Origin of the sequence: Paraburkholderia sp. BR10923, from assembly GCF_040948765.1 — a bacterium.
GTDB lineage: Bacteria > Pseudomonadota > Gammaproteobacteria > Burkholderiales > Burkholderiaceae > Paraburkholderia > Paraburkholderia youngii.
This window is the reverse complement of sequence record NZ_JBFPKO010000009.1, coordinates 84,658-108,817: the sequence shown is the minus strand read 5'-3', so window position 1 is coordinate 108,817 and position 24,160 is coordinate 84,658. Positions and strand designations below refer to the sequence as shown.

At 64.9% G+C, this 24,160-nt stretch carries 20 protein-coding genes; 15 read left to right on the top strand and 5 right to left on the bottom strand.

Annotated features, from left to right (window positions below; genetic code table 11):
* The first annotated feature begins 128 nt into the window (after positions 1–128).
* The 4 genes from prpC to AB3X94_RS18750 all read left to right on the top strand — a co-directional run bounded on the left by prpC (position 129) and on the right by AB3X94_RS18750 (position 6,718).
* Complete coding sequence (gene prpC, locus AB3X94_RS18765) at positions 129–1,298, top strand: 2-methylcitrate synthase (protein WP_368612329.1); 1,170 nt, start codon at positions 129–131, stop codon at positions 1,296–1,298.
* A 184-nt stretch (positions 1,299–1,482) separates the two neighbouring features.
* On the top strand, positions 1,483–4,080 hold the full coding sequence (gene acnD, locus AB3X94_RS18760; protein WP_368612328.1) for a Fe/S-dependent 2-methylisocitrate dehydratase AcnD: 2,598 nt from the start codon (positions 1,483–1,485) through the stop codon (positions 4,078–4,080).
* A gap of 109 nt (positions 4,081–4,189) precedes the next feature.
* Positions 4,190–5,386 (top strand): 2-methylaconitate cis-trans isomerase PrpF, encoded by a 1,197-nt coding sequence (gene prpF / locus AB3X94_RS18755; RefSeq protein WP_368612327.1) that lies wholly within the window; start codon positions 4,190–4,192, stop codon positions 5,384–5,386.
* A 90-nt stretch (positions 5,387–5,476) separates the two neighbouring features.
* On the top strand, positions 5,477–6,718 hold the full coding sequence (locus tag AB3X94_RS18750; RefSeq protein ID WP_368612326.1) for an MFS transporter: 1,242 nt from the start codon (positions 5,477–5,479) through the stop codon (positions 6,716–6,718).
* A gap of 13 nt (positions 6,719–6,731) precedes the next feature.
* Here AB3X94_RS18750 and AB3X94_RS18745 read toward each other — a convergent pair whose 3' ends face one another.
* Positions 6,732–7,127, bottom strand: coding sequence for a DUF305 domain-containing protein (locus AB3X94_RS18745; RefSeq protein ID WP_176107624.1), 396 nt, complete (start codon positions 7,125–7,127; stop codon positions 6,732–6,734).
* 190 nt (positions 7,128–7,317) lie between these two features.
* Here AB3X94_RS18745 and AB3X94_RS18740 point away from each other — a divergent pair, with 190 nt between their 5' ends.
* Together AB3X94_RS18740 and AB3X94_RS18735 are read left to right on the top strand one after the other, a co-directional pair.
* On the top strand, positions 7,318–7,632 hold the full coding sequence (locus tag AB3X94_RS18740) for an antibiotic biosynthesis monooxygenase (RefSeq protein WP_176107625.1): 315 nt from the start codon (positions 7,318–7,320) through the stop codon (positions 7,630–7,632).
* 73 nt (positions 7,633–7,705) lie between these two features.
* Positions 7,706–8,713 carry an NAD(P)-dependent alcohol dehydrogenase gene (locus AB3X94_RS18735; RefSeq protein WP_176107626.1) on the top strand — a complete coding sequence of 336 codons (1,008 nt, stop codon included), beginning with the start codon at positions 7,706–7,708 and terminating at the stop codon, positions 8,711–8,713.
* Between the two features lie 50 nt (positions 8,714–8,763).
* On the opposite strand, the gene AB3X94_RS18730 is transcribed toward AB3X94_RS18735, so the two are convergent.
* Entirely contained in the window at positions 8,764–9,387 is a 624-nt protein-coding gene (locus AB3X94_RS18730) for an ATP-binding cassette domain-containing protein (RefSeq protein WP_176107627.1), read from the bottom strand.
* Positions 9,388–9,693: 306 nt separating this feature from the next.
* Between AB3X94_RS18730 and AB3X94_RS18725 the strand changes: the two genes are divergently transcribed.
* The 7 genes from AB3X94_RS18725 to AB3X94_RS18695 all read left to right on the top strand — a co-directional run bounded on the left by AB3X94_RS18725 (position 9,694) and on the right by AB3X94_RS18695 (position 18,922).
* Entirely contained in the window at positions 9,694–11,481 is a 1,788-nt protein-coding gene (locus tag AB3X94_RS18725; protein ID WP_368612325.1) for an FAD-dependent oxidoreductase, read from the top strand.
* A gap of 100 nt (positions 11,482–11,581) precedes the next feature.
* The gene (locus AB3X94_RS18720; protein ID WP_368612324.1) at positions 11,582–13,369 is read left to right on the top strand and encodes an FAD-dependent oxidoreductase; all 1,788 of its coding nucleotides are present in this window, start codon (positions 11,582–11,584) and stop codon (positions 13,367–13,369) included.
* Positions 13,369–13,980: an NIPSNAP family protein gene (locus tag AB3X94_RS18715; RefSeq protein ID WP_368612323.1), complete on the top strand. Its 612-nt coding sequence runs from the start codon at positions 13,369–13,371 to the stop codon at positions 13,978–13,980. Before AB3X94_RS18720 ends, AB3X94_RS18715 begins: the two co-directional genes overlap by 1 nt.
* A 15-nt stretch (positions 13,981–13,995) precedes the next feature.
* On the top strand, positions 13,996–14,847 hold the full coding sequence (locus AB3X94_RS18710; RefSeq protein ID WP_368612322.1) for a sugar phosphate isomerase/epimerase family protein: 852 nt from the start codon (positions 13,996–13,998) through the stop codon (positions 14,845–14,847).
* 105 nt (positions 14,848–14,952) lie between these two features.
* Entirely contained in the window at positions 14,953–15,807 is an 855-nt protein-coding gene (locus AB3X94_RS18705; RefSeq protein ID WP_368612321.1) for an IclR family transcriptional regulator, read from the top strand.
* Positions 15,808–16,102: 295 nt separating this feature from the next.
* Positions 16,103–16,345 (top strand): hypothetical protein, encoded by a 243-nt coding sequence (locus AB3X94_RS18700; protein ID WP_176120688.1) that lies wholly within the window; start codon positions 16,103–16,105, stop codon positions 16,343–16,345.
* A 678-nt stretch (positions 16,346–17,023) separates the two neighbouring features.
* Positions 17,024–18,922, top strand: a complete 1,899-nt coding sequence (locus AB3X94_RS18695; protein WP_176107635.1) for an ATP-dependent metallopeptidase FtsH/Yme1/Tma family protein — start codon at positions 17,024–17,026, stop codon at positions 18,920–18,922.
* Positions 18,923–18,938: 16 nt separating this feature from the next.
* On the opposite strand, the gene AB3X94_RS18690 is transcribed toward AB3X94_RS18695, so the two are convergent.
* Positions 18,939–19,199 carry a hypothetical protein gene (locus AB3X94_RS18690; RefSeq protein ID WP_312883639.1) on the bottom strand — a complete coding sequence of 87 codons (261 nt, stop codon included), beginning with the start codon at positions 19,197–19,199 and terminating at the stop codon, positions 18,939–18,941.
* Positions 19,200–19,284: 85 nt separating this feature from the next.
* Complete coding sequence (locus tag AB3X94_RS18685; protein WP_176107636.1) at positions 19,285–20,433, bottom strand: acyltransferase; 1,149 nt, start codon at positions 20,431–20,433, stop codon at positions 19,285–19,287.
* Positions 20,434–20,763: 330 nt separating this feature from the next.
* Between AB3X94_RS18685 and AB3X94_RS18680 the strand changes: the two genes are divergently transcribed.
* Together AB3X94_RS18680 and AB3X94_RS18675 are read left to right on the top strand one after the other, a co-directional pair.
* Positions 20,764–21,879: an OpgC domain-containing protein gene (locus tag AB3X94_RS18680; RefSeq protein WP_368612320.1), complete on the top strand. Its 1,116-nt coding sequence runs from the start codon at positions 20,764–20,766 to the stop codon at positions 21,877–21,879.
* Positions 21,876–23,570 (top strand): tannase/feruloyl esterase family alpha/beta hydrolase, encoded by a 1,695-nt coding sequence (locus AB3X94_RS18675; protein ID WP_368612319.1) that lies wholly within the window; start codon positions 21,876–21,878, stop codon positions 23,568–23,570. The genes AB3X94_RS18680 and AB3X94_RS18675 overlap by 4 nt, the downstream gene beginning before the upstream one ends.
* Positions 23,571–23,670: 100 nt before the next feature.
* On the opposite strand, the gene AB3X94_RS18670 is transcribed toward AB3X94_RS18675, so the two are convergent.
* Positions 23,671–24,129, bottom strand: coding sequence for a hypothetical protein (locus tag AB3X94_RS18670; protein WP_368612318.1), 459 nt, complete (start codon positions 24,127–24,129; stop codon positions 23,671–23,673).
* Positions 24,130–24,160 lie beyond the last annotated feature (31 nt).

Below are 24,160 nucleotides of genomic sequence, written 5' to 3'. Positions count from 1 at the left end.
TGGTTCGCCACACTTGCGTCAAATCAGGCACTTAGCAGGCGGCGTCCGGCCTGGCCCGTTCCTTGCGTTCTAGGCAGCCCAGTCAACGCAATGCGCCAAATTCCAATCCTTTCCCGGAGACAATCCAAATGAGCGAAGCAGACAACAGCACGCCGAACACAGGCGCTTTCAAGCCGAAAAAATCCGTCGCGCTGTCGGGCGTGACCGCGGGCAACACCGCGCTGTGCACGGTCGGCAAGACCGGCAACGATCTGCACTATCGCGGCTACGACATTCTCGATATCGCAGGCGCGTGCGAATTCGAGGAGATCGCTTACCTGCTGGTCCACGGCAAGCTGCCCACGCAGGCCGAACTGACCGCCTACAAGACGAAGCTGAAGTCGATGCGCGGTCTGCCCGCCAACGTGAAGGCCGCGCTCGAATGGATTCCGGCCGCCGCGCATCCGATGGACGTGATGCGCACCGGCGTGTCGGTGCTCGGCACGGTGCTGCCGGAGAAGGACGATCACAACCTGCCCGGCGCGCGCGACATCGCCGACAAGCTGATGGCCTCGCTCGGCTCGATGCTGCTGTACTGGTATCACTACTCGCACAACGGCAAGCGCATCGAGGTCGAAACCGACGACGATTCGATCGGCGGCCATTTCCTGCATCTGCTGCATGGCGTCGAGCCGTCGAAGGCGTGGGTCGAGGCGATGCACGTGTCGCTGAACCTGTACGCGGAGCACGAGTTCAATGCGTCGACGTTCACGGGCCGCGTGATCGCGGGCACCGGCTCGGACATGTATTCGGCGATCACCGGCGCGATCGGCGCGCTGCGCGGCCCGAAGCACGGCGGCGCCAACGAAGCCGCGTTCGACATCCAGTCGCGCTACCAGACACCCGACGAAGCCGAAGCCGACATCCGCCGCCGCGTCGAGAACAAGGAAGTCGTGATCGGCTTCGGCCATCCGGTGTACACGATCTCGGACCCGCGCAACAAGGTCATCAAGGAAGTCGCGAAGAAGCTGTCGAAGGAAGCGGGCAACATGAAGCTGTTCTCGATCGCCGAGCGCCTCGAATCGGTGATGTGGGAAGCGAAGAAGATGTTCCCGAACCTCGACTGGTTCAGCGCGGTGTCTTATCACATGATGGGCGTGCCGACCGCGATGTTCACGCCGCTGTTCGTGATCTCGCGTACGGCCGGCTGGAGCGCGCACATCATCGAGCAGCGCGTCGACAACAAGATCATCCGGCCGAGCGCGAACTACACCGGACCGGACGACCTGCCGTTCGTGCCGCTGGCGAAGCGCGTTTGACGTGAGCCTGGGAGCGGCACGCATCGCGCGGCCGCTCCGCTGGAAGCATCGAACAATCGCAAATCAGCAACCCGTCGGCAGCGAGCTAAACTACCTGCACTGCCCGTCCGGCCGCGCGAGCGACGCGCTCCCGGAGGCCGCCGGCACACCGTCCGGCGGCCGATAACCGTCCTGTCCCTACGTCATGAATACTGCCAACCGCAAACGCCTTCCGGGCACCGAACTCGACTTCTTCGATACGCGTGCCGCGGTCGACGCGATCGAACCCGGCGCCTACGACAAGCTGCCCTACACGTCGCGTGTGCTCGCCGAAAACCTGGTGCGCCGCTGCGATCCGGTGACGCTGACCGCTTCGCTCAAACAGATCATCGAACGCAAACGCGAGCTCGATTTTCCGTGGTTCCCGGCGCGCGTCGTGTGCCACGACATTCTGGGCCAGACCGCGCTCGTCGACCTGGCGGGCCTGCGCGATGCGATCGCCGCGCAAGGCGGTGATCCGTCGCTCGTGAATCCAGTGGTGCCGACGCAGCTGGTCGTCGATCACTCGCTCGCCGTCGAGTGCGGCGGTTTCGATCCGGACGCGTTCGCGAAGAATCGCGCAATCGAAGACCGCCGCAACGAAGACCGCTTCGACTTCATCAACTGGACCAAGCGCGCGTTCCGCAACGTCGATGTGATTCCGCCGGGCAACGGCATCCTGCATCAGATCAACCTCGAACGGATGAGCCCGGTCGTGCAGGTGAAGGACGGCGTCGCGTTTCCCGACACGCTGGTCGGCACCGACTCGCATACGCCGATGGTCGATGCGCTCGGCGTGATCGCGATCGGCGTCGGCGGCCTCGAAGCGGAGAGCGTGATGCTCGGCCGTGCGTCGTACATGCGGCTGCCCGATATCGTCGGCGTGGAGCTGAGCGGCAAGCCGGGCGAGGGCATCACCGCGACCGACGTGGTGCTTTCGTTGACCGAATTCCTGCGCAAGCAGAAGGTGGTCGGCGCGTACCTGGAGTTCTATGGCGAGGGCGCGGCGAACCTGACGCTGGGCGATCGCGCGACGATCGCGAATATGGCGCCCGAGTTCGGCGCGACCGCCGCGATGTTCTACATCGACGAGCAGACCATTCGCTATCTGAAGCTGACCGGCCGCGACGACGAACTCGTCAAACTCGTCGAAACGTACGCGAAACACACCGGCTTGTGGGCCGATACGCTGAAGCATGCCGAGTACGAGCGCGTGCTGAAGTTCGATCTGTCGACCGTGGTGCGCACGCTCGCGGGGCCGTCGAATCCGCATCGCCGCTTGCCGGTGTCAGAGCTGGCCGCGCGCGGCGTCAGCGGAAAGGTCGAGAACGAGCCCGGTCTGATGCCGGACGGCGCGGTGATCATCGCCGCGATTACGAGCTGCACCAATACGAACAATCCGCGCAACATGATCGCCGCGGGCCTCGTCGCGCGCAATGCGAACCGGCGCGGACTCGTGCGTAAGCCGTGGGTCAAGAGCTCGCTCGCGCCTGGCTCGAAGGCGGTCACGCTGTATCTGGAAGAGGCAGGGCTGCTGCCGGAACTCGAACAACTCGGCTTCGGCGTGGTCGCGTATGCGTGCACGTCGTGCAACGGCATGTCCGGCGCGTTGGACCCGGTGATCCAGAAGGAAGTGATCGAGCGCGACCTGTACGCGACCGCCGTGCTGTCGGGCAACCGCAACTTCGACGGCCGCATCCATCCGTTTGCGAAGCAGGCGTTTCTCGCGTCGCCGCCGCTGGTGGTCGCTTATGCGATCGCGGGCACGATCCGCTTCGACATCGAAAAGGACGTGCTCGGCGTCGATGCGGACGGTCATGCGGTCACGCTGAAAGATTTGTGGCCGTCGGATGCGGAGATCGATGCGATCGTCGCGGCGAGCGTGAAGCCGGAGCAATTCCGCAAGGTGTATGAACCGATGTTCGCGCTGTCCGCCGACACCGGCGCGAAGGCCGACCCGCTGTACGACTGGCGCGCGCAAAGCACCTATATTCGACGTCCGCCGTACTGGGAAGGCGCGCTCGCCGGCGAGCGCACGCTCAAGGGCATGCGCGCGTTGGCCGTGCTCGGCGACAACATCACGACGGACCACCTGTCGCCGTCGAACGCGATTCTGCCCGACAGCGCGGCCGGCGAGTACCTGACGAAGATGGGCCTGCCCGAAGAAGACTTCAACTCGTACGCGACGCACCGCGGCGATCACCTGACCGCGCAGCGCGCGACCTTCGCGAACCCGACGCTGAAGAACGAGATGGTGATCGAGAACGGCCAGGTGAAGGCCGGTTCGCTCGCGCGCATCGAGCCCGAGGGCAGGGTCACGCGCATGTGGGAAGCGATCGAAACGTACATGGAGCGCAAGCAGCCGCTGATCGTGATCGCGGGCGCCGACTACGGCCAGGGTTCGTCGCGCGACTGGGCCGCGAAGGGCGTGCGGCTGGCGGGCACCGAAGCGATCGTCGCGGAAGGCTTCGAGCGGATTCACCGCACGAACCTCGTCGGCATGGGCGTGTTGCCGCTCGAATTCAAGCCGGGTGTGAATCGCCTGACGCTCGGCATCGACGGCACCGAGACGTTCGACGTGATCGGCGAGCGCAAGCCGCTCGCCGATCTGACGCTGGTGATTCATCGCCGCAACGGCGAGCGTGTCGAAGTGCCGGTGACGTGCCGGCTCGATACGGCCGAAGAAGTTTCGATCTACGAAGCCGGCGGCGTGCTGCAGCGTTTCGCGCAGGACTTTCTCGAGTCGGCCAGGGCGGCGGCTTGATGGTTTGAAGCGAGTTTTGCACTGAACGTCACAGCGGAAGAGGGCGATGCGGCTTGATACGCCGCATCGCCCTTCCTCATCAAAGAACAGCTCACATCAGGACACTTTCATGCACTCACCACAGATCAGGATTCCGGCCACCTACATGCGCGGCGGCACCAGCAAGGGCGTGTTTTTCCGTCTGCAGGATCTGCCCGAGGCCGCGCAACGGCCGGGCGCCGCGCGCGACGCGCTGCTGATGCGCGTGATCGGCAGTCCCGATCCGTACGGCAAGCAGATCGACGGCATGGGCGGCGCGACGTCGAGCACCAGCAAGACCGTGATCATCTCGCGCAGCAGCCGGCCCGATCACGACGTCGACTATCTGTTCGGTCAGGTGTCGATCGACAAGGCGTTCGTCGATTGGAGCGGCAATTGCGGCAACCTGTCGGCCGCGGTGGGACCGTTCGCGATCAGCGCGGGCCTCGTCGATGCGAGCCGCGTGCCGCGTGACGGCGTCGCGATCGTGCGGATCTGGCAGGCCAATATCGGCAAGACGATCATCGCGCATGTGCCGATGACCGATGGCGCGGTGCAGGAAACCGGCGACTTCGAGCTCGACGGTGTGACCTTCCCGGCCGCCGAAGTGCCGCTCGAATTCATCGACCCGGCCGCCGACGAAGAAGGCGCGGGCGGCGCGATGTTCCCGACCGGCAACCTCGTCGACGACCTGGAAGTGCCCGGCGTCGGCACGCTGAAGGCGACGATGATCAACGCGGGCATCCCGACGATTTTCGTCGACGCCGAAGCGATCGGCTACAAGGGCACCGAGTTGCAGGACGCGATCAATAGCGATGCGAAAGCGCTCGCGATGTTCGAGACGATCCGCGCGCATGGCGCGCTGCGCATGGGGCTCATCAAGCATCTCGACGAGATCGCGACGCGCCAGCACACGCCGAAGATCGCGTTCGTCGCTAAGCCGGTCGACTACGTGGCGTCGAGCGGCAAGCCGGTGCGCGCGGGCGACGTCGATCTGCTGGTGCGCGCGATGTCGATGGGCAAGCTGCATCACGCGATGATGGGCACGGCGGCGGTCGCGATCGGCACTGCGGCGGCGATCGCCGGCACGCTCGTCAATCAGGCGGCGGGCGGCGGCGAGCGCGAGTCGGTGCGCTTCGGGCATCCGTCGGGCACGTTGCGCGTCGGCGCGCAGGCGAGCCTGAAGGACGGCGAGTGGGTCGTCACGAAGGCGATGATGAGCCGCAGCGCGCGCGTGTTGATGGAGGGTTGTGTGCGGCTGCCGCAGCCGTCGCATCCGCCGCTGTGAACCGACGCGTCATCTACAATGGCCGCTCGAGACGGCCGCTCCCACAACGACTCCCAGCGGCCGGCTCAGACCCGACGCAGAGGAGGCACGATGCAGAACAGGCTGGACGCCGACGCAACGAATTCCGCCGACGCGGCGCGCGATAACGTGCGTGCCAAACGCGCGGTGCTCGTGATCGCGATTGCCCAATTGCTCGGCACCTCCTTGTGGTTCAGCGCGAACGGCGCGATGCGCGATTTGCAGATCGCGTGGCAACTGAGCGCGTCCGGGATCGGCTGGCTGACGAATGCGGTGCAGGCCGGCTTTATCGTCGGGACCTTGCTGTCGGCGACCACCGGACTCGCGGATCGCCTGTCGGCGAGCAAGGTGTTCGCCGTCTGCGGCGTGCTCGGCGCGACCCTGAATGCGCTATTCGCGCTTTGCAGCAGCGGGCTCGCGTCGGCGCTCGTGTTTCGCTTCGGCGTGGGCGTCGCGCTCGCGGGCATCTATCCGCTCGGCATGAAACTGCTCGTGACGTGGGACCCGCGCCGCGCCGCGCAGACCCTCGCGTTGCTCGTCGCGATGCTGACGCTCGGCACGGCGTCGGTGCATGCGATTCGCGCGTTGCTGTCGGGCGTGCCGTGGCAAACCGTGGTGCTCACTTCGTCAGGGCTCGCGGTGATCGGCGCGCTGCTGGTGTTCGTGCTCGGCGAGGGGCCGCACGCGCGGCGCGCGGGCATCCGGCGCTTCGGTTTGTCGGCGGGCGTCGGACAGGTCGTGCGCATCAGCGAGTTTCGCTCGGCCGCGCTCGGCTATTTCGGTCACATGTGGGAGTTGTACGCGTTCTGGACGCTGACGCCGCTGCTCGTGCAGCGCGCGTTCGCGAGCGGCGCGCCGGCGGCACCGGGCACCGTCGCGTTGTGGTCGTTCCTGATCATCGCGATCGGCGCGCTCGGCTGCCTGTTCGGGGGCAGGCTCAGCCAGGCGGTCGGCAGCGCGCGCACCGCCGCGCTTGCGCTGACGATATCGGGCACGCTGTGCGCGATTTATCCGCTGACCACCGGCCTCGGCACCGCCGCGCAGCTTGCGCTGCTACTCGTGTGGGGCATCAGCGTGATCGCCGATTCGCCGCAGTTTTCTGCGCTGTCCGTGAAGGCCTGTCCCGCCGACAAGATCGGCGGCGCGCTGACGCTGCAGAACAGCTTCGGCTTTTTCCTGTCCGCATGCTCGATCCTGTGGTCGACGAGCGTGTTTCACGCGCTCGACGTGCGCGTCGCGTGGCTGCTGCTGCCGGGGCCGATCATCGGTCTGATCGCGATGTCGCCGCTGCTGCGCAAGCACCCACGCTGGTGACGCTCGCGGCGCGTTACTTGCCGCCGTGCTTTTCCTGCCAGCGCCGCATGAACGCGATCTCGTCATGCTGCGCCTTGATGATGTCGCGCGCGAGTTTCTTGATCTCGGGGTCCTTGCCGTATTTCAACTCCGCCTGCGCCATCTCGATTGCGCCCTGGTGATGCGGAATCATGTGCGCGACGAAATCCCGATCCGCGTCGCCTGTGTATTCGGGGGCGCTCATGTCATGCATCATGCGATCATCGGCGGCCTTGAAGGCTTGCGTCGATGCGCCCGCGTCCGCATGCGCCGAATCCTGCATATTCATGCCGGGCATGCCCTGATGTTGCGCGTGAGCGGGCAGAACCGCCGCCGCGAATGCCAAACCGCCGAACACACAGAGAGCGCGCGCCGCGCGAAGATTTTTCATATTCGATTTCCGTTGTTGAAGAGAGTGGCGACGTGATCCGCGCGATTCTAGCGGTCACGTCGGACATCGTGGGGCTTCCCACCGTGGTAGGGTCAAGCGAAGGCAAAGCAATGCACGCCTATAATGAAATGCCACCGGATCACCAATCCAGCATCATTGGCAGCATCACTCACTCGACGAGGCTGACCGTATGTACATCGCGATGAACCGCTTCAAAGTGGCGCCCGGCTCCGAGGACGCTTTCGAACATCTGTGGACCACGCGCGACACCCATCTGAAAGAGGTGCCGGGCTTCGTGGAATTCCATTTGCTGAAGGGACCGCGCAAGGACGATCACGTGCTCTATTCGAGCCATACGATCTGGCGCGACCAGGCGTCGTTCGAGGCATGGACCAGGTCCGATGCGTTTCGCGCCGCGCATCGCAGTGCCGGTAACGAAAGCCGCGTACTGTATCTCGGCCACCCGGAATTCGAAGGCTTCGAGGTCATCCAGACCGTCAAATAGCGCAGCGCTCGCGCGGACATGGTGCATGCGCGTCCGACACCTATCACGCATCACTCATCGAGGAACGAACAACATGAAAGCCGTCAGAATCGGTTCGCCCGCCACCGTCGATAGCCTGCAGGTCGTCGATCTGCCCGATCCCGGTCAGCCCGGGGCCGGGCAGATTCGCGTGCGCATTCGCGCGAGCTCGTTGAACTACCACGACTACGGCGTCGTCTGCGGCAATCTGCAGGCCGAGGCGGGCCGCATTCCGATGGCCGATGGCGCGGGCGTCGTCGAAGCGGTCGGCGCGGGCGTGCGCGAATTCAAGCCCGGCGATCATGTCGTGTCGTGCTTCTTCCCGCACTGGGAAAACGGCTCGCCCGCACTCGGCGATTTTTCGACGACCCCAGGCGACGGCGTCGACGGTTACGCGCGCGAAGCCGTCGTGCTGCCGAGCCACTACTTCACGCACGCGCCGGCCGGCTATAGCCACGCCGAAGCGGCGACGCTGACCACGGCGGGGCTGACCGCGTGGCGTGCGCTGGTCGTCGATGGTCAGTTGAAGGCGGGCAGCAGTGTGCTGGTGCTTGGCACCGGCGGCGTGTCGATCTTTGGCTTGCAGATGGCGAAGGCGATGGGAGCTTCGGTGATCGCAACGTCGTCGTCGAATGCGAAGCTCGCGAAGCTGCGCGAACTCGGTGCCGACCATGCGATCAACTATCGCGACAATCCCGAGTGGGGCAAAGAGGTGCGTCACATCACCAACGGGCGCGGCGTCGATCACGTGATCGAAGTGGGCGGTCCAGGCACGCTGCCGCAGTCGATCACCGCATGCCGCATCGGCGGGCATATTGCATTGATCGGCGTGCTGACCGGCCGCTCGGGCCCGGTGCCGACCGCGCATCTGATGGTGCGGCAACAGCGTCTGCAAGGGCTGATCGTCGGCAGCCGGCAGGATCAGATCGACATGGTGCGCGCGCTGGAGACGACCGGCATCAAACCGGTGATCGACAGCACGTTCGAGCTGGACAAGCTCGCCGACGCGTTCCGGCACGAGGCATCGGGTGCGCACTTCGGCAAGATTTGCGTGGCGATCTGAGAATGGAATGCTCGCGCGCGGCCCGGCATGGCGCGCGCGACCGTTCTAGCTCAAGAGTGCCTCGCGAGGTCCGCGAAACAGACACGCGTCGCCTCGCAGGCCTGCGTGAACCCTTCGTCGTAACTCGTGAAAAACACCGTGCGCGTCGTGCCGAGCGTTCCGAACAGCTCCGCGAGCACCGTGCGCGCGGACGCGTCGAGTCCGCCGGCAGGTTCGTCGGCGATCAGCACTCGGGTGTCGCCGAGCGCGGCCGCCGTCAGAAACACTTTTTTGCGGCTGCCATACGACATCTGCTCGAAGCGTTTGTCCAGATGCGGCGCGAGGCCGAAGCGTTCGGCGAGCGCGAGCACGTCGTCGGTCAGCGCGGTGTGTCGCGCCGACGCGATCTGCCGCAGATAATCGCGGCCGGTCTGATCGGGCCAGTTCATGCTGTCTTCCGGCACGTACGTGAGCAGCGCTTGCGCGGCATGCTGCGCGGTACGCAGCGAATGGCCGCCGAGCCATACGTCGCCGCTATCGGCTTCGAGCGCGCCGGCGAGGATGGCGAGCAACGTCGATTTGCCGCTGCCGGATTCATCGTTTAACGCGACGCAGCCGGACGTCGTGTCGAAGTGCAGTCCTTCGAACAGGACTCGGTCGCTGTAGCGCTTGCTGAGGTTGTCGAATCGAAGCATGGGTTGGCGCCCAAAGGGCGATGTGAACGCGGCGCAGGATTGCGCCGCATTTCGTGCGGGTAATTTCGCGCCAGTGTAGCAGCGTGCACCTGCTTCTTTTGCGCCGTTACGCAGCCGGCGATGTCTCCAGCAAAAACTCCACCATCCGATCGCATACGCGTTCGAACATCTGTGTGCCCGTCACGAACTTTGCTTTTTCTCAATAGTGGAATAGTATTCCAATAACAAAGCAAATTCTAGATATTGAGAAGAATGCGAAACCGCCGCTGCGGCTGGATGCAACGACGAGCACACAAGGAGCAGCAGATGGCGGAGACATTGAGCGATTTGCAGCAGAACGAAGCCTTCGACGTCGTGGTGATCGGTGCGGGAGGAGCGGGCATGTCGGCGGCGCTGTTCGCGGCGATCGACGGCGCGCGCGTGCTGCTGGTCGAAAGCACCGAATACGTGGGCGGCACGACCGCGTACTCGGCCGGCACCACCTGGATACCGAACTCGCCGCACGGCCCGTCGATCAATCCCGACGACAGCAGCGCCAACGCCGAGGGCTTTTTACGCCGCGCGGTCGGCGAGCGCAGCAGCGAAGCGTTGCGTCGTGCGTTCCTACGGGCGGGGCCGCAGGCGGTCGCGCATATCGAGGCGAATTCGGACGTCAAGTATCGGGCGCGGCCGTTTCATCCGGACTATCTGTCGGAGCTCGAAGGCTCGACGCTGCGCGGCCGCGCGCTCGAACCGCTCGCGTTCGACGGCCGCAAGCTCGGCCGTCACTTCGCGCTGATCCGTCCGCCGATCCCCGAGTTCACGGTGCTCGGCGGCATGATGGTCGATCGCGACGACGTCGGGCATTTGCTGAATATGACGAAGTCGTTCCGGTCGCTGCGCCACGCGGTGAAACTGCTTGTACGGCATGCGCGCGACCGCATCAGCTGGCCGCGCGGCACGCGTCTCGTGATGGGCAATGCACTGATCGGCCGGCTGCTCTCTTCGCTGCTCGCGCACGACGTCACAGTGCTCGTGAGCACGAAGCTCGAAGCGTTGCGCACGAACGCGAGCGGCGCGATCGACGGCATCACGCTGAGTCAGAACGGGCAGCGCCGGCAAATCTCGGTCACAGGTGGTGTGATTCTCGCGAGCGGCGGTTTCAACCGGCATCCGCAACGGCGCCGCGCGATGCTGCCGGATGCGGACCTCACGTGGTGCCCGGGCGCGCCGGGCCATACCGGCAGCGCGCAGGATCTCGCGCTCGCGGCGGGCGCGCGCTACGGCGAGGGCGCGCTCAGCAACGCGTTCTGGGCGCCGGTGTCGATACGCCAGCGCGCGGACGGCACGACCGCGGTGTTCCCGCACTTCATCATGGATCGCGGCAAGCCCGGCATGATCGTCGTCAATCAGCAGGGGCGGCGCTTCCTGAACGAAAACACGTCGTATCACCTGTTCGGCATCGCGATGCAGGAAGCACATTGCAAGACCCCATCGGTGCCTGCCTACCTCGTCACCGACGCGGACGGCCTGTGCAAATACGGTCTCGGCATGGTGCGGCCGGGCGGCAAGGGCCTCGCGCCGTTTCTCGCGGACGGCTATCTGACGCAAGCCGCGACGCTCGACGAACTCGCTGCCAAGCTCGGCATCGACGCGGCCGGTCTCGCCGACAGTGTCGCGCGGATCAACCACTACGCGAAAACCGGCGTCGACCCGGAATTCCAGCGCGGCACGACCGACTATCAGCGCGCCAACGGCGACGCGAACTGGCCCGGCCCGAATCCGTGCCTCGGCCCGATCGTGCGCGCGCCGTTTTACGCGGTGCGGCTTTATCCCGGCGATATCGGCGCCGCGACCGGCCTCGTCGGCGACGACAAGGCTCGCGTGCTGAATCGCGACGATCAGCCGATCGGCGGCCTGTACGCATGCGGCAACGACATGCAATCGGTGATGGGCGGTGTCTACCCGGCACCCGGCATCACGCTTGGACCGGGGCTCGCGTTCGCGTATCTGGCGGCGCGCGATGCGGCGATGCGCGCCAAAGCCGCGCGGGGCGATGCGGCGTCGTTCGTTGCGCGCGGCACGACTGAGACCGCCAACGAAAAGATCGTCTGACGAACCAGGGGCACGCCTGGTTCGAACCAGGTTAAGAAGTGGAATAGTATTCAACAAATTCAGCATCACGGAATTTTCCCAACCGACGAAGCGAATGGAGATGAAGCGCGAACCGATCCTCGAATGCGATGTGCTGGTGCTGGGTTCCGGCGCGGCGGGACTGTCTGCCGCGGTGACGGCAGCCACGCAAGGTCTGCGCGTGATGGTGGCCGAGAAGGCCGACGTGTTCGGCGGCACGAGCGCATGGTCGGGCGGCTGGATGTGGATTCCGCGCAATCCGCTCGCGACGCGCGCGGGCATCGTCGAAGAACCCGAAGCATCGCGCACCTATCTGCGCAACGAACTCGGCGCCCACTACGATCCCGACAAGGTCGACGCGCTGCTCGATCGCGGTCCGGAAATGATCGAGTTTTTCGAGCGCGAGACGGCGGTGCGTTTTATCGACGGCAATCGTATTCCCGACTTTCATACGACGCCGGGTGCAATGACAGGTGGCCGATCTGTCTGCGCGATGCCGTTCGATGGCCGCGAGCTCGGTTCGCTGATCGAGCGCTTGCGTCCCGCGCTCGACGTGGTGACGCTGAAGGGCATGGCGATCGCGTCGGGCCAGGACCTCGCCCATTTCTTCAATGCGACGCGCTCGCCGCGTTCGGCCGTGCATGTGCTGCGCCGGCTCGCCGCGTTCGCGAGCGACAAGTTGCGCTATGGCCGCTCGATGCATCTGGTCAACGGCAATGCGCTGGTCGCGCGTCTGCTGAAATCGGCGCATGACCGCGCGGTCGATTTGCGTACCGGCGCGAATGCGGTTGCTTTGCTGCGCGAAGGCGGGGCCGGGGGCGGGCGCGTCACGGGGGCGCGCATCGAGATCGACGGTGTCGCTCACGAGGTGCGCGCCGCGCGCGGCGTCGTGCTCGCATGCGGCGGTTATCCGCATGACGTCGCGCGGCGCGCGCAAACCTTCGCTTATACGCCGTCGGGTCGCGAGCACTGGTCCGCCGCACCACTGACCAATACCGGCGACGGCATTCGTCTCGGCGAAGCGGTCGGCGCGCATTTCGACGCGTCGCTGGAAACGCCGGCGGCGTGGGCACCGGTGTCGCTGGTGCCGCGCAAGAGCGGCGAGGCCGCGGTCGCGTTTCCGCATCTGATCGAGCGCGCGAAGCCGGGCGTGATCGCGGTCACGCGCGCGGGTCGGCGCTTCGTCAACGAGGCGTCGTCGTATCACGACTTCATCAATGCGCTGATCGGCACGACGCCGAAGGGCGAGGAAGTTTGCGCATGGCTGATCTGCGATCACCGCTTCCAGCGCCGTTACGGGCTCGGCTTTTCGAAGCCGTTGCCGTTCCCGACCGCGCCCTATCGCCGTTCCGGTTATCTACGGCGCGCGCACAGCCTTGCCGAACTCGCAAGCCAGTGCGGCATCGACCCGCAGGGACTTCAAACGACGGTCGCCGCCTACAACAGCTACGCGAAAGACGGCTTCGATCCGCAGTTTCACAAAGGCTCGACGCCATACAACCGCGTGCAGGGCGATGTACGCCACAAGCCGAACCCCTGCAACGCGCCGCTCGAACACGGTCCGTTCTATGCGGTGAAGCTGCTGCCCGGCAGCCTCGGCACGTTCGCCGGTCTCGCGACCGATGCCGCCGCGCGCGTGCTCGACGACGCAGGCCAGCCGGTGCCGGGTCTGTACGCGGTCGGCAACGACAGCGCGAGCATGATGGGCGGCTGCTATCCAAGCGGCGGCATCACGCTCGGACCCGCGATGACTTTCGGGTATCTGGCGGGGCTGTCGCTCGCCGGCGCGGCGCAGGCCGATGGAACGGCCCGTGCCGCGCGCACCGAACCCACTCCGAATTCCTCCATCCCGTCACAAGGACGCATCTGATGACTCTCTACGACCTCGTTACGCTCACAGTCAAGATCGGCACCAACGCACAGGTGTTCGAAAACATCCAGGCCCACGGCGACGCACCGGGCTCGAAGCTGCTCGGCTGCTGGTACTCCGATATCGGCACGCTCGGGCAGGTGCTGGTGCTGCGCGGCTTCGATTCCGAAGCGTCGCTGATCGCCGGGCGCAAGCGTATGCTGCTCGAAGGCGATCCGTTCGGCTGCGGCGAATTCATCATCGACGTGAAGATCGACAGCTATGCGCTGTTCCCCTTTCTGCCGCCGATCGAGCCGGCCGTGCACGGCGGTATCTACGAGATGCGCGTGTACGGCACCAGGCTCGCGAGCTTGCAGCACACGATCGACGCATGGGAAAAGGCGGTGCCCGAGCGAGCGCGGCGCTCGCCGCTCGTCGGCGCGATGTATGCGCTCGATGGCGCCGTGCCGCGCTTCCTGAACATCTGGCCGTATGCGAGCGTCGACGAGCGTTCGCGGATTCGCGCCGAAGCGGTGAAGTACGGCATCTGGCCGCCGAACGGCGGCCCGGCCCACCTGACGACGATGGAGTCGACGATCTGCGTGCCGGCGCCGTTCTCGCCGTTGCGCTGAACTCGAGGAAACGACATGACCCCGCCCAACTCGCGCGAGCTGTCGCTGTCGGCGTTGACCGTGCTCGAACTGAGCCCGCCGCAGATGGTCGAGTGCGCCGCGCAGGCCGGCTACGACTGCGTCGGCCTGCGCCTCGTGCCCGCCACCGATCACGAAGTGCGCCACGACATCATTAGCCCAGGCGCATTGAAGCGCGAAACGCTCGCGCGTGTGCGCGACACCGGTGTCAAGGTGCTCGACGTCGAAATTCTGCGCCTGAAGCCCGACACCGACGTAAACGCATTTCTGCCGATGCTCGACACCGCCGCCGAACTCGGCGCACGCTACGTGCTGGTCGCGGGCAACGATCCCGACGAAGCGCGCACCGCCGAGCGGCTTGCACGATTGTGCGAGCTGGCCGAACCGCGCGGCCTCGCGCCGTCGCTCGAACCGATGCCGTGGACCGACGTGAAGGACGTCACGCAAGGTGCGCGCATCGTGAAGGCGGCCGCGCGATCCAATACCGGGCTGATCGTCGATCCGATCCACTTCGATCGCGCGGGGACGCCGACGGATACGTTGCGCGCGTTGCCGCGCGAGTACTTCGGCTACGTGCAGTTCTGCGACGCGCCGGCCGAACGGCCAGCCGATCTCGACACGTTGCTGCATCAGGCACGTTGCGAGCGCATGATTCCGGGCGAGGGCGGCCTCGATCTCGCCGGCATTCTGCGCGCGCTGCCCGACGATCTGCCGATCAGCCTCGAAGTGCCGATGCAGCAATGGGCGAAAACCGCCTCCGCGCTCGAACGCGCACGCAGGCTGCGCGAGGCGACACTCGCTCTGCTCGAACGGACTTATACGGCGACGCCGTCATCCATCACGTCATGATGTAACCGCAAACCGCAGTTTGCCGGAACCGGCGCCCGCCGTGCCCTTGAATTCCAATGTGGAATCATGTTCTCATGTGGGATTCGAATCGAATGAGAGTGGATCATGGCGGGGAATCTCGAGCGGGCGCTGGCCATCATCGAATTGCTGGCGAAGCAGGGCGGCAGCATGCAGCTGGCCGTGATCGCCGACACGCTGAACATCCCGCGCAGCGGCACGCATCGGCTGCTCGCGGAGCTGAGCGACGAAGGCTACGTGCGTCAGGATGAGCACGGCGAGTACGTGCTTGCGCTGAAGTTGGTGTCGCTCGGGCTGATGTGGCTGTCCACGGCCGGCGTGCTCGATATTTCGCAGCCCGTGCTGGATCGGCTCGCGAGCGCGTCCGGCGAACTCGCGCGCCTGGGCGTGATCGAGGACGATCACATTACGTTCGTCGGCAAGGCGCAGGGCGCGCGCTCCGGGCTGCGCTATGACCCGGACATGGGCAGCAGTCCGCCGCTGCATTGCACCGCGAGCGGCCAGGCGTGGCTCGCGACCATGAGCGACGAGGAAGCGCTCGAACTCGTGTCGCGCCAGGGCGGCATCGGCAAGGCGGGCCCGCGCGGGCCGAAGGCACCGAAGACGATCCAGCAGTTTCTGCAGGACCTGGCCGGCGCGCGCAAGCGCGGCTACGGCATCGCGAGCGAAACCTACGAGGCGGGCATGACGTCGATGGCGGCCGCGATTCGCCATCCGGTGACCGGGCTGGTGGTCGGCACCGTCAGCCTCGCAGGGCCGACCAGCCGCCTGCCGGACGCGCGGCTGAAAGAACTCGCGCCGGCGCTGCTCGAAGCCGCGTCGGACATGAGCGCGGCCACCCTCAGCTCGCCGTATTTCAAGCGCACGCCGCGCGTCGCGCGGCCAGTGGCGGTCGTGCGGCCGGTCGAGCCGAAGCGCAGGGGCCGGCCGCGCGCGGCTTGAGCGCCGACCATCCGAATCCATTCGCGAGTTCCGCGATCTGAAGCAGCGGGCAGCGCACCAGCTCGTCCGCCGCTTCGCCAAGCCGGGCAATCCCGTGCGCCGAGCCGTTTGCGCATGCAAAGACGGCCATACCAGTCGGCATTTCTGACGCAAGCGCCCAATTTTGAGACGCACGGTCAAGCCGTGCCCCAAAACTGCGCTAACGTCACACGCGTAGATTGCAGATTGCTTTCGGTTTGAGCAATCGATGCGGCGGGGTCATCGGGCCAACAGGCAGGACGCGAGGGGAGCGAAGATGAGCCTTACGAGCAGGCAAACAGCCGCGCAACGCGGCGGGCGGCTACCGGCGAGGTTCGCGGATAGCCATTTGCAGCATCTCGAGAGTGTGCTCGGCTACGCGACGCGCAAGCGCGCGACGCAATCCGGTGAACTCGACCACGTCTATTGGGAGCGGCGCATCCGCGCGCTCGAGGATACGCATCATCTTGTCGAGAGCCAGCGCTCGCGCATTGCGAAGCTGCGCGGCATGTTGCGCTAGCAGGCGCAGGCCAGCGTCGCGCGGCGCACGGCGGCCTGAGATGTCGGGGTGGTCCGCGAGGACCGAAGTAGTGCAGTGGAGGAGAGTACCGTCGACGCCGCTCGGCGCCGACGTCAAAAAAGCAGAACCTGAGAGAAAAGCGGCGATGACGCGAACGGGCCCGCAGAGGCCCGTCGCGCATCCGCCCGATATGGCCGCGGGATCCCAAAATCCTGACTTAATCGCGAGCTGTTTTTTCAGATCAATTATGTCTTTCTAAAATCTCGCTTTTCCCAGTAATTCTGACTGATCTTAATTGGGGTGCGGTTAGATATAGACATTGAAAACACGCGCCGCTTTTTACACTGATAAACTGTGCGCCGGAGCCAATGCGGCGACGCCTTTCGCGCCCTCGCCGCATTCCCCTTCCGGCGTGTCGACGGCCGGATAGACGGTACAAATAGGCCTTTTCCGCGAATTTGACAGACGCGTAACCTGGGCATACTGCCTTCGGCAACCGCGGCTCACCGGGACGCACTTCTCGTCGTCCTTCTGGATTGTCCTTTAAGCCACGCGCCCGTGTGGCGCTTCGCCTCAGCCGATTTTCCGCAGACTCCACCTTGCGCTTTCGACAGGTAATTTTGACAGACAGCTTGATTCAGTAAGGGCTTGTTCAAGTCCTCATTTTGGAAATGACTCATGAAGCCGGGAAATAATTCGCTTAGGAAAAAGCGCGCACGCAAAATTGCGTTGGGCGCTGTGGCGGTGCTGATCGCGGTGCTGGTCGGTTGGGGCGGCTGGTATTTCCAGCATCGCGCCGTGCCGCAGGCCCCGGCGCTGAACGGCATTGCGAGCCAGATGCGTCACGATGCATCCGCGTGGACGCATCAAGAGAAAGACGCGTCGACGATGCTGCGCGACATTCACGACGCGAACGTCGCGGCGATCGGCGTGAGTCCCAACGCGATTCTGGTGTCGCTGCGCGACGGCTCGAAGTACTTCGTCACCGATCACAACGCCACCTTCTCGCACGCGCTGCTGCTCGGCGAGCGCTCCGACGCCGCCGCGTATCAGCTCGTGTGGCTGCCCGACGTCGACATCCACAGCGATGGCGCGCGCTGGACGCAACTGTTCGAGCAGTTGCGCGACGTGCTGAGCGTATTGCTGCCGCTCGCGCTGATCGGCGGCATGGCGTGGTTCATGCGGCGCGAAATGAAGGGCGGCGCGACGCTGCTCAGCGAAACGCCAACGCTGCGTTTCGACGACGTGATCGGCGCGAACGAAGCGAAGGCCGCTCTCGCCGACATCCGTGGTTACCTTTCCGATCCGAAGCAGTTCTCGTCGCTGGGCGTGCGCGCGCCGTGCGGCATCCTGATGGTGGGTGCGCCCGGCGTCGGCAAGACGCGGCTCGCTCAGGCGCTGGCCGGCGAATGCGGCGCGAACTTCATTTCGATCACCGGCAGCTATTTCAGCGCGAAGTACTACGGCGTCGGCATCCAGAAGGTGCGGCACCTGTTCGAACTCGCGCGCAAGAACGCGCCGACGGTCATCTTCATCGACGAAGCGGACGGTCTCGCGAAGCGCACTGATACCGGCGGTGGCCCGGTCGAAGCCGAAAGCAACCGGATCATCAACCAGCTGCTCGCGGAGATGGACGGCTTCGAATCGAACGAGGGCGTGATCGTGGTGGCCGCGACCAACCATCCCGACAATCTCGACGAAGCGTTGCGCCGCCCCGGCCGTTTCGATCGCACGGTGCAGGTGCGTCTGCCCGACCGCGAAGACCGCGCGAAGATTTTCCGTTTCTACGCGCAGCGGCTGAAGTCGAAAGCGGCGGATATCGACTACGACCAGCTCGCGCGTTTGACGACTGGACTGTCGCCGGCCACCGTCGCGATGGTCGTGAATCAGGCGGGGCTGATCGCGCGCAAGGCGGGCGATAACGAAATCGCCGCGAAGCACTTCATGGAAGCGATCAAGATCGCGCGCATCGGCGACGTGAGCGGCGCCGAGCGCGCGCTCACCGAGGACGAGCGCAAGCGCATCGCGGTGCATGAGGCGGGTCACGGTCTGGTCGCCGCGCTGCTGGGCACCGGCGTGCTCGAGGAAGTGACGATCCTGCCGCGCGGCGGCGCGCTCGGCGTCGCGCTGATCACGAAAGCGCAGGACAAGCACCTGTACCGCGAAACGGAGATCCGCAATGAAATCCAGGTGCTGCTCGGCGGACGCAACGCGGAGATTCTGATGTTCTCCGAAGCATCGAGCGGCGCCGCATCGGACTTGCAGGAGGCCTCGCGTATCAGCCTCGACATGGTGTCGAAGTTCGGCTTCAACAGCGACGGCGATCTATTCAGTCTCGCGGCGCTGCCGTCGCAGTACGCGGGCCTGCAAATGAAGAGCGCAATCGAGCATGCGAACGTGCTGCTCAAGGAGCTCAACGAACTTTGCTACGGGCTGTTGCACGCGTACGAGCCGGTACTGCGCGACATTTCAGAGCAGTTGCTCGAGCATGAGACCGTGCCCGGCGATACCGTCTATCGGCTCATTGCCGAGCACAAGAGCACGTTGAAGATCGTGCATGAGCCCGCGGCGGCTTGACGGTCGCTTCGAAGTGCTACGCGAACCGGGACGGTCCCGGATTGGGCACACCCGGCGGCGCATCGGTATCACCTGACGGGTCGCCGCCCCCTGGGCCTGATTTGTTCGGGTCGGGTTCGGGGGTTTCGCCTTTTTTCGGCAGAGGCTGGTCGAGGCCCGGTTCGACCGGAGTGGGGAGTGCATCGCCGATGGGCTTCGAGACCTCGGCGGGTGGACTGCCGGGATCGTCGTCCGCCGGCCGATCAGGCTCGCTCGGGGAGTTCGCTGTGTTCGACACGATGCTCTCCAGTTGTTGAAGATAAGCCTCGGACAGCAATGCGCGTGCCACGGTCCCGTGGCGGATGTTTGAAGCAGGCGCGCTTCTATCGTTTGGCCGGTTCGGTCCCGCGCAGTGCCTCAGGTGAGGGGCGGCCGGATGGTGAGGCCGAACGATGGCGTGATCCGTGTAGCCGCAAAATCGGCGCCTCGATCAGCCGCCACGAGAGGAACGCGATGCCTAGCGAAATCGCAAACGATGCGACGATGCCAAGCATATGTGCCCACATCGGCACGGTGCCGCCGAACAACGCTTCGGCGTGACGGTTGCGCGTCAGATCGGGGATCAGGTTGTGATACAGATAAAAGCCGTAACTGATGCGCCCAAGACCGGCGAGCCAACGCGTCTGCAACAGACCCATCACGGCAGCATTGCGGCAACACGCAATCGAAGCCACTAGCGCCGCGATACCGATCCCGTACATTGCGCTGATCGCGGTAAACAGCAACGGATCGTCTAGCGTGCTCCATCTCGGCTCGGCCGCGCACAAACCGATCACGACGAGACTCAGCGCGAACAGCGTCAGGCCATGACCGAGCCAGGCACGCACGCGGCCGCGATCGTCCGCGATCACCAAGCCACCGATACCACCTAACGCGAGCAGCCAGACATTGCTCAACAGGTGCGTATAGATCGCGATCTCATCCCAATGCGCGGCACGCATCGCGAACAACCCAGCAAGGCCGAGGGCCACGATCGCCCAACATGCCGCTCGATGTCGCCGCGCGGCAAGCAGCAGCAAAAGCGGCGCAACCACGAGATAGAACTGCTCCTCGATCGCGAGGCTCCACAAGTGCGAATAGCGGCCCGGCCAGTAGCGCAGCACCGAGCCGATCCAGAAGTTAGACAGATACGCAAAGTGAAACGGCATGCCGCTCGCGAGCTCCGGATTCGCGAGGCCGAATGCCATCAACCCGCACATCACGACGAGCATCAGGTAATAGATCGGAAAGATGCGCACCGTACGACGAAACAGAAAGCGTGCGAGTTCGACACCGAAACGGCTGTCGCCCGATTCGATGCGCGCGCGTTGCGACGACAGGAGGCCGATGATCAGAAAGCCGCTCAGCGCGAAGAAGATCCACACGCCGAGATGCCCGATCTCGCCGATGTCGCCGAATAGACGATGCTGCAGAAACACCATTAGCACGGCGATCGCGCGCAACCCATCGAATCCGGCAATTCTGTTTTTCATAAACCTCTATTCGCAAAGCGGCTGAAAAGCACGAAAACATCGTACGGGGAAAAAATGCGAAAAAAATCGCCGCGCGCGTTCGATGATTTTTTTTCGAGGCTTGTATCCGCCCGTCAATGCGGGCGTCCCTGTTTCGTGCATCAAAAGCCGCAAAACTTTCCGCGCGTTCGTTCAAGACGCACCGAGTATTACCAGTCGCCAACGACTCGATTTCAGATAGGCGATGCGGGGAACGAATTAGCCTTTTGCAGTTCGCACGGCATTGGCCGCTGACGCGTGGCCATTCACGTTCTTGCGTGCAGTCGGCGCGCGCATTCTTCGAGAAGACGAATGGAAACATCTGGCCGTGGTCGTGGACGATCGGTCGAAGTCGATTTCTTTCGCGGTATCGTGCTGATCGTCATCGTGCTCGATCACATTCCCGGCAGCACGCTATCGCATCTGATGCTGCACGCGTACGCGTTGTGCGATTCAGCCGAGGTGTTCGTGTTTCTCGGCGGCTATGCATCAGCGGCCGCATATACGGCGGTGCTTGCGCATCGCGGCGAACACGCGGCGCAGCTGCGTTTCGTCAAACGCTGCTGGGAAATCTATCGCGCGTATCTATTGACGGCGATGCTGATGCTCGTGTCCGGCGCGGTTCTCGCGCGGCTCGATCTGAATCGGGCGATGGTAGAAATGACCGGCTGGCCACCTTTTGCGTTGCAGCCGTGGCGTGAGGCATTCGATATCGCGCTGTTACGACGGCAGCCGTATCTGTCGAGCGTGCTGCCGATGTATGTGCTGTTCGCGCTATGTGTGCCGGTGATGGTGCCGCTCGCGCGCCGCTCGGTATCGCTTGCGCTTGCCGTGAGCCTCACGCTGTGGGCCGTCGCGCGGCCGCTTGCCGCGTTATTCAGCATTGACGATGTCGCCGGCTGGGCTTTTAATCCATTTGCGTGGCAGCTGATGTTCGTGCTCGGCATGCTGTGTCGTATGCAGCCGATCAGCGAACGTTTTCATGCGAGCTGCGCCGCCCGGTGGCTCACGCGCGTCGCGGTCGTTGCGGTGCTTGCCTTCGCGATCGTCAAACTTTTCGTGCTGACGCAGCCTTTGCCCGGCACGCACAAACAGAATCTTTCAGTGGAACGTGTGATCAATTTCATCGTCATCGCCTGGCTCGCCGCCCAGTTCGTGCGGATGGGCAGCATCGCGTGGCTCGCGAGGCGGCTGCCCGTCGTGGTGACGGTCGGGCGCGCCGGGCTCGTGTGCTTCGTCACCGGCACGCTGGTGTCGTTGATGATCGACACGGCGACACCGCACACCTTTCATGGTTTTCGCGCGGTGCTGGTCGGGCTCGGCGGCGACCTCGCGGCGATCGGCGCGCTGCTGATGATCGCGCGCGGGTGGAGCGGCTGGAAGGGACAGCAGCCGCGCGCGCACGCGAAAGGCGCGGGTTGCGGATGACACGACGCGAGCGCCGTGGGCGCGTCACGACTACGATGCGCACCACGCGCAAGCTAGTTGGACTCGCAACCGTGATGAGCGTCGTGGTGCTCGCATGGCTTGCGATACATCGCACGGCCGCGCAGGCCAAAGAAACACCGTTCGCGATGCACTGCGCCGAGTTCGCGGGCGCGGTGCTGTCGCCCGAACTGATCGAGATGCCAACGGCCGGCGCGCTGATCGAAAGTGCGGCGATGATCGGCGCGACCGCGCAGGGCAATCAGCAAGGCGGCGAGTATTGCCGCATCACGGGCCGCATCAAGGCACTGAATCCGACCACACCCGACATCCGCTTCGATCTGAATCTGCCGCGCCGCTGGAATGGCCGCGCGTTGCAGATCGGCGGTGGCGGGTACAACGGCGTGGTCGTCAGCGGCATTGGCGTGATGCCGTTCTCGCCGGATCGCGCGCCGCTCGCGCAAGGCTATGCGACGTTCGGCGACGACTCGGGGCATGTCGGCGATTCGTCGCTCGCGGAGTTCGGTCTCGTCGATGAAGCGGTGACCAACTTCGGCTACGCGCATCTGAAGAAAACGCACGACGTCGCGCTCGCGCTGATCGCGAACGCGTACGGCAGGCCGCCGCAGCGCATGTATTTTGCCGGCGGCTCCACGGGTGGCCGCGAAGGCTACACGGTGATGCAGCGCTTTCCCGACGACTACGACGGCGTGATCGCCAATTCGCCCGCGCTGAATTTTTCCGGCGTGCGGCTGCTCGGCGTGAAGCTCGGCCAAGCCGAATATGGCACGCCGGGTGGCTTCGTGCCAGAGGCGCTGCTCGAAGCCGTCCATCAACGCACGCTCGAGGTATGCGACCGGCTCGACGGCACGGAGGACGGCATCGTCAGTGATGTCGAAGCGTGCCGCGCGCACGAGGCGCAGATTATCGATTCGCTGCGCTGCGCGCTGCGCACTTCATCGCACGATGCGTGTCTGACCGACGCGCAATTGGCCACCTTGCTGGTGATGCGAGATGGACTGTCGCTGCCGTATCGGCTCGCGTGGGGCGTAAGCGGCTATCGCGGCTACAACGTGTTCCAGGGCACGCAACTGACCGGCGCGCTCGGGCTCGCGCATCAACCGCGGCGTCAGCCGGTGCCGACGTTCGGCGCGAACGGATATCTGTTCGCGCAAGGCGACGGCTATCTGCGCTACTTCGTCGCGCGCGACGCGCAGTTCGATTCCTTGACGTTCGATCCGCAACGGCCCGGCAAATATCGCTCGCAACTGATCGCGCTGTCGGCCACGATCGGCTCGATGAACCCGGACCTGTCGCGCTATATCGCGCGCGGCGGCAAGCTCATCACGCTGCAAGGTCTCGCCGACGAAGTGATCAGCCCGAACCAGACGATCGCGTATCACGACGCGCTGATCGCGCGTTTCGGCAAGGACGAGGTCGATCGTTTCATGCGGCTCTACATGGTGCCGGGGTTCCAGCATGGCAACGGCGTGTTCATTCCCTCGGTCGATCTGCTCGGCGCGCTCGACGCGTGGGTCACGCGCGGCGTCGCGCCGGAAACGCTGACGGCCACCGATCTCTCCGCGGCGACGAATGGACGTTCGCGGCCGCTGTGCCGCTATCCCGGGTTTCCGCGTTATATCGGCAAAGGCAATGTAAATCTGGCGAGTAGTTTTGTCTGTGCGCAGCCTTGAGGTATGAGTCGTCGCAGCGCCTGTGTGGACGAGCGGGCCGCACAGGAAAACGGCGACGCGGCGACTCGACGCCGCGTCGCCCGCTGAAGCTCAACGGCCGTTACTGCCCGTTCTGCATCCTGCCGTTGTTCATGTCGTTATCGTTGTTCATGTTGTTGCCGGTTCCGCTGCGCGTGCCGTTGTTCATGTTGTTGCCCATGCCGCCGGTCGCCGGGCTATTCGGGCTCGCGCCGGTACCGGTGCCCATCCCGCCGCCGGTGCCCGTCACACCCGGCGAACCGTAGCCGGAGCCGGTGTTGCCCGGCGTGCGGACCGAGCCCGGGCCAACACCCGGAGTGGCCGTACCGCCCGCGCCGCCCGTCGTGCCGCCACCGGCGCCGATGCCGGTGCCACCCGCGCCACCACCGCCGCCGCTCGTGCCGCCGGCAGCACCGCCGCCCGCGCCTCCTGCACTACCGCCGCCGCCCGCGCCGCCAGCACCGCCCGCCTGCGCGTATATGCCACCCGACAACGCCATCACGAGCGCGGAAGCAAAGATCGTCCTGGTCATGCGTTTCATGATTCACCTCCACGAAAAGGTTTGGTGTCAT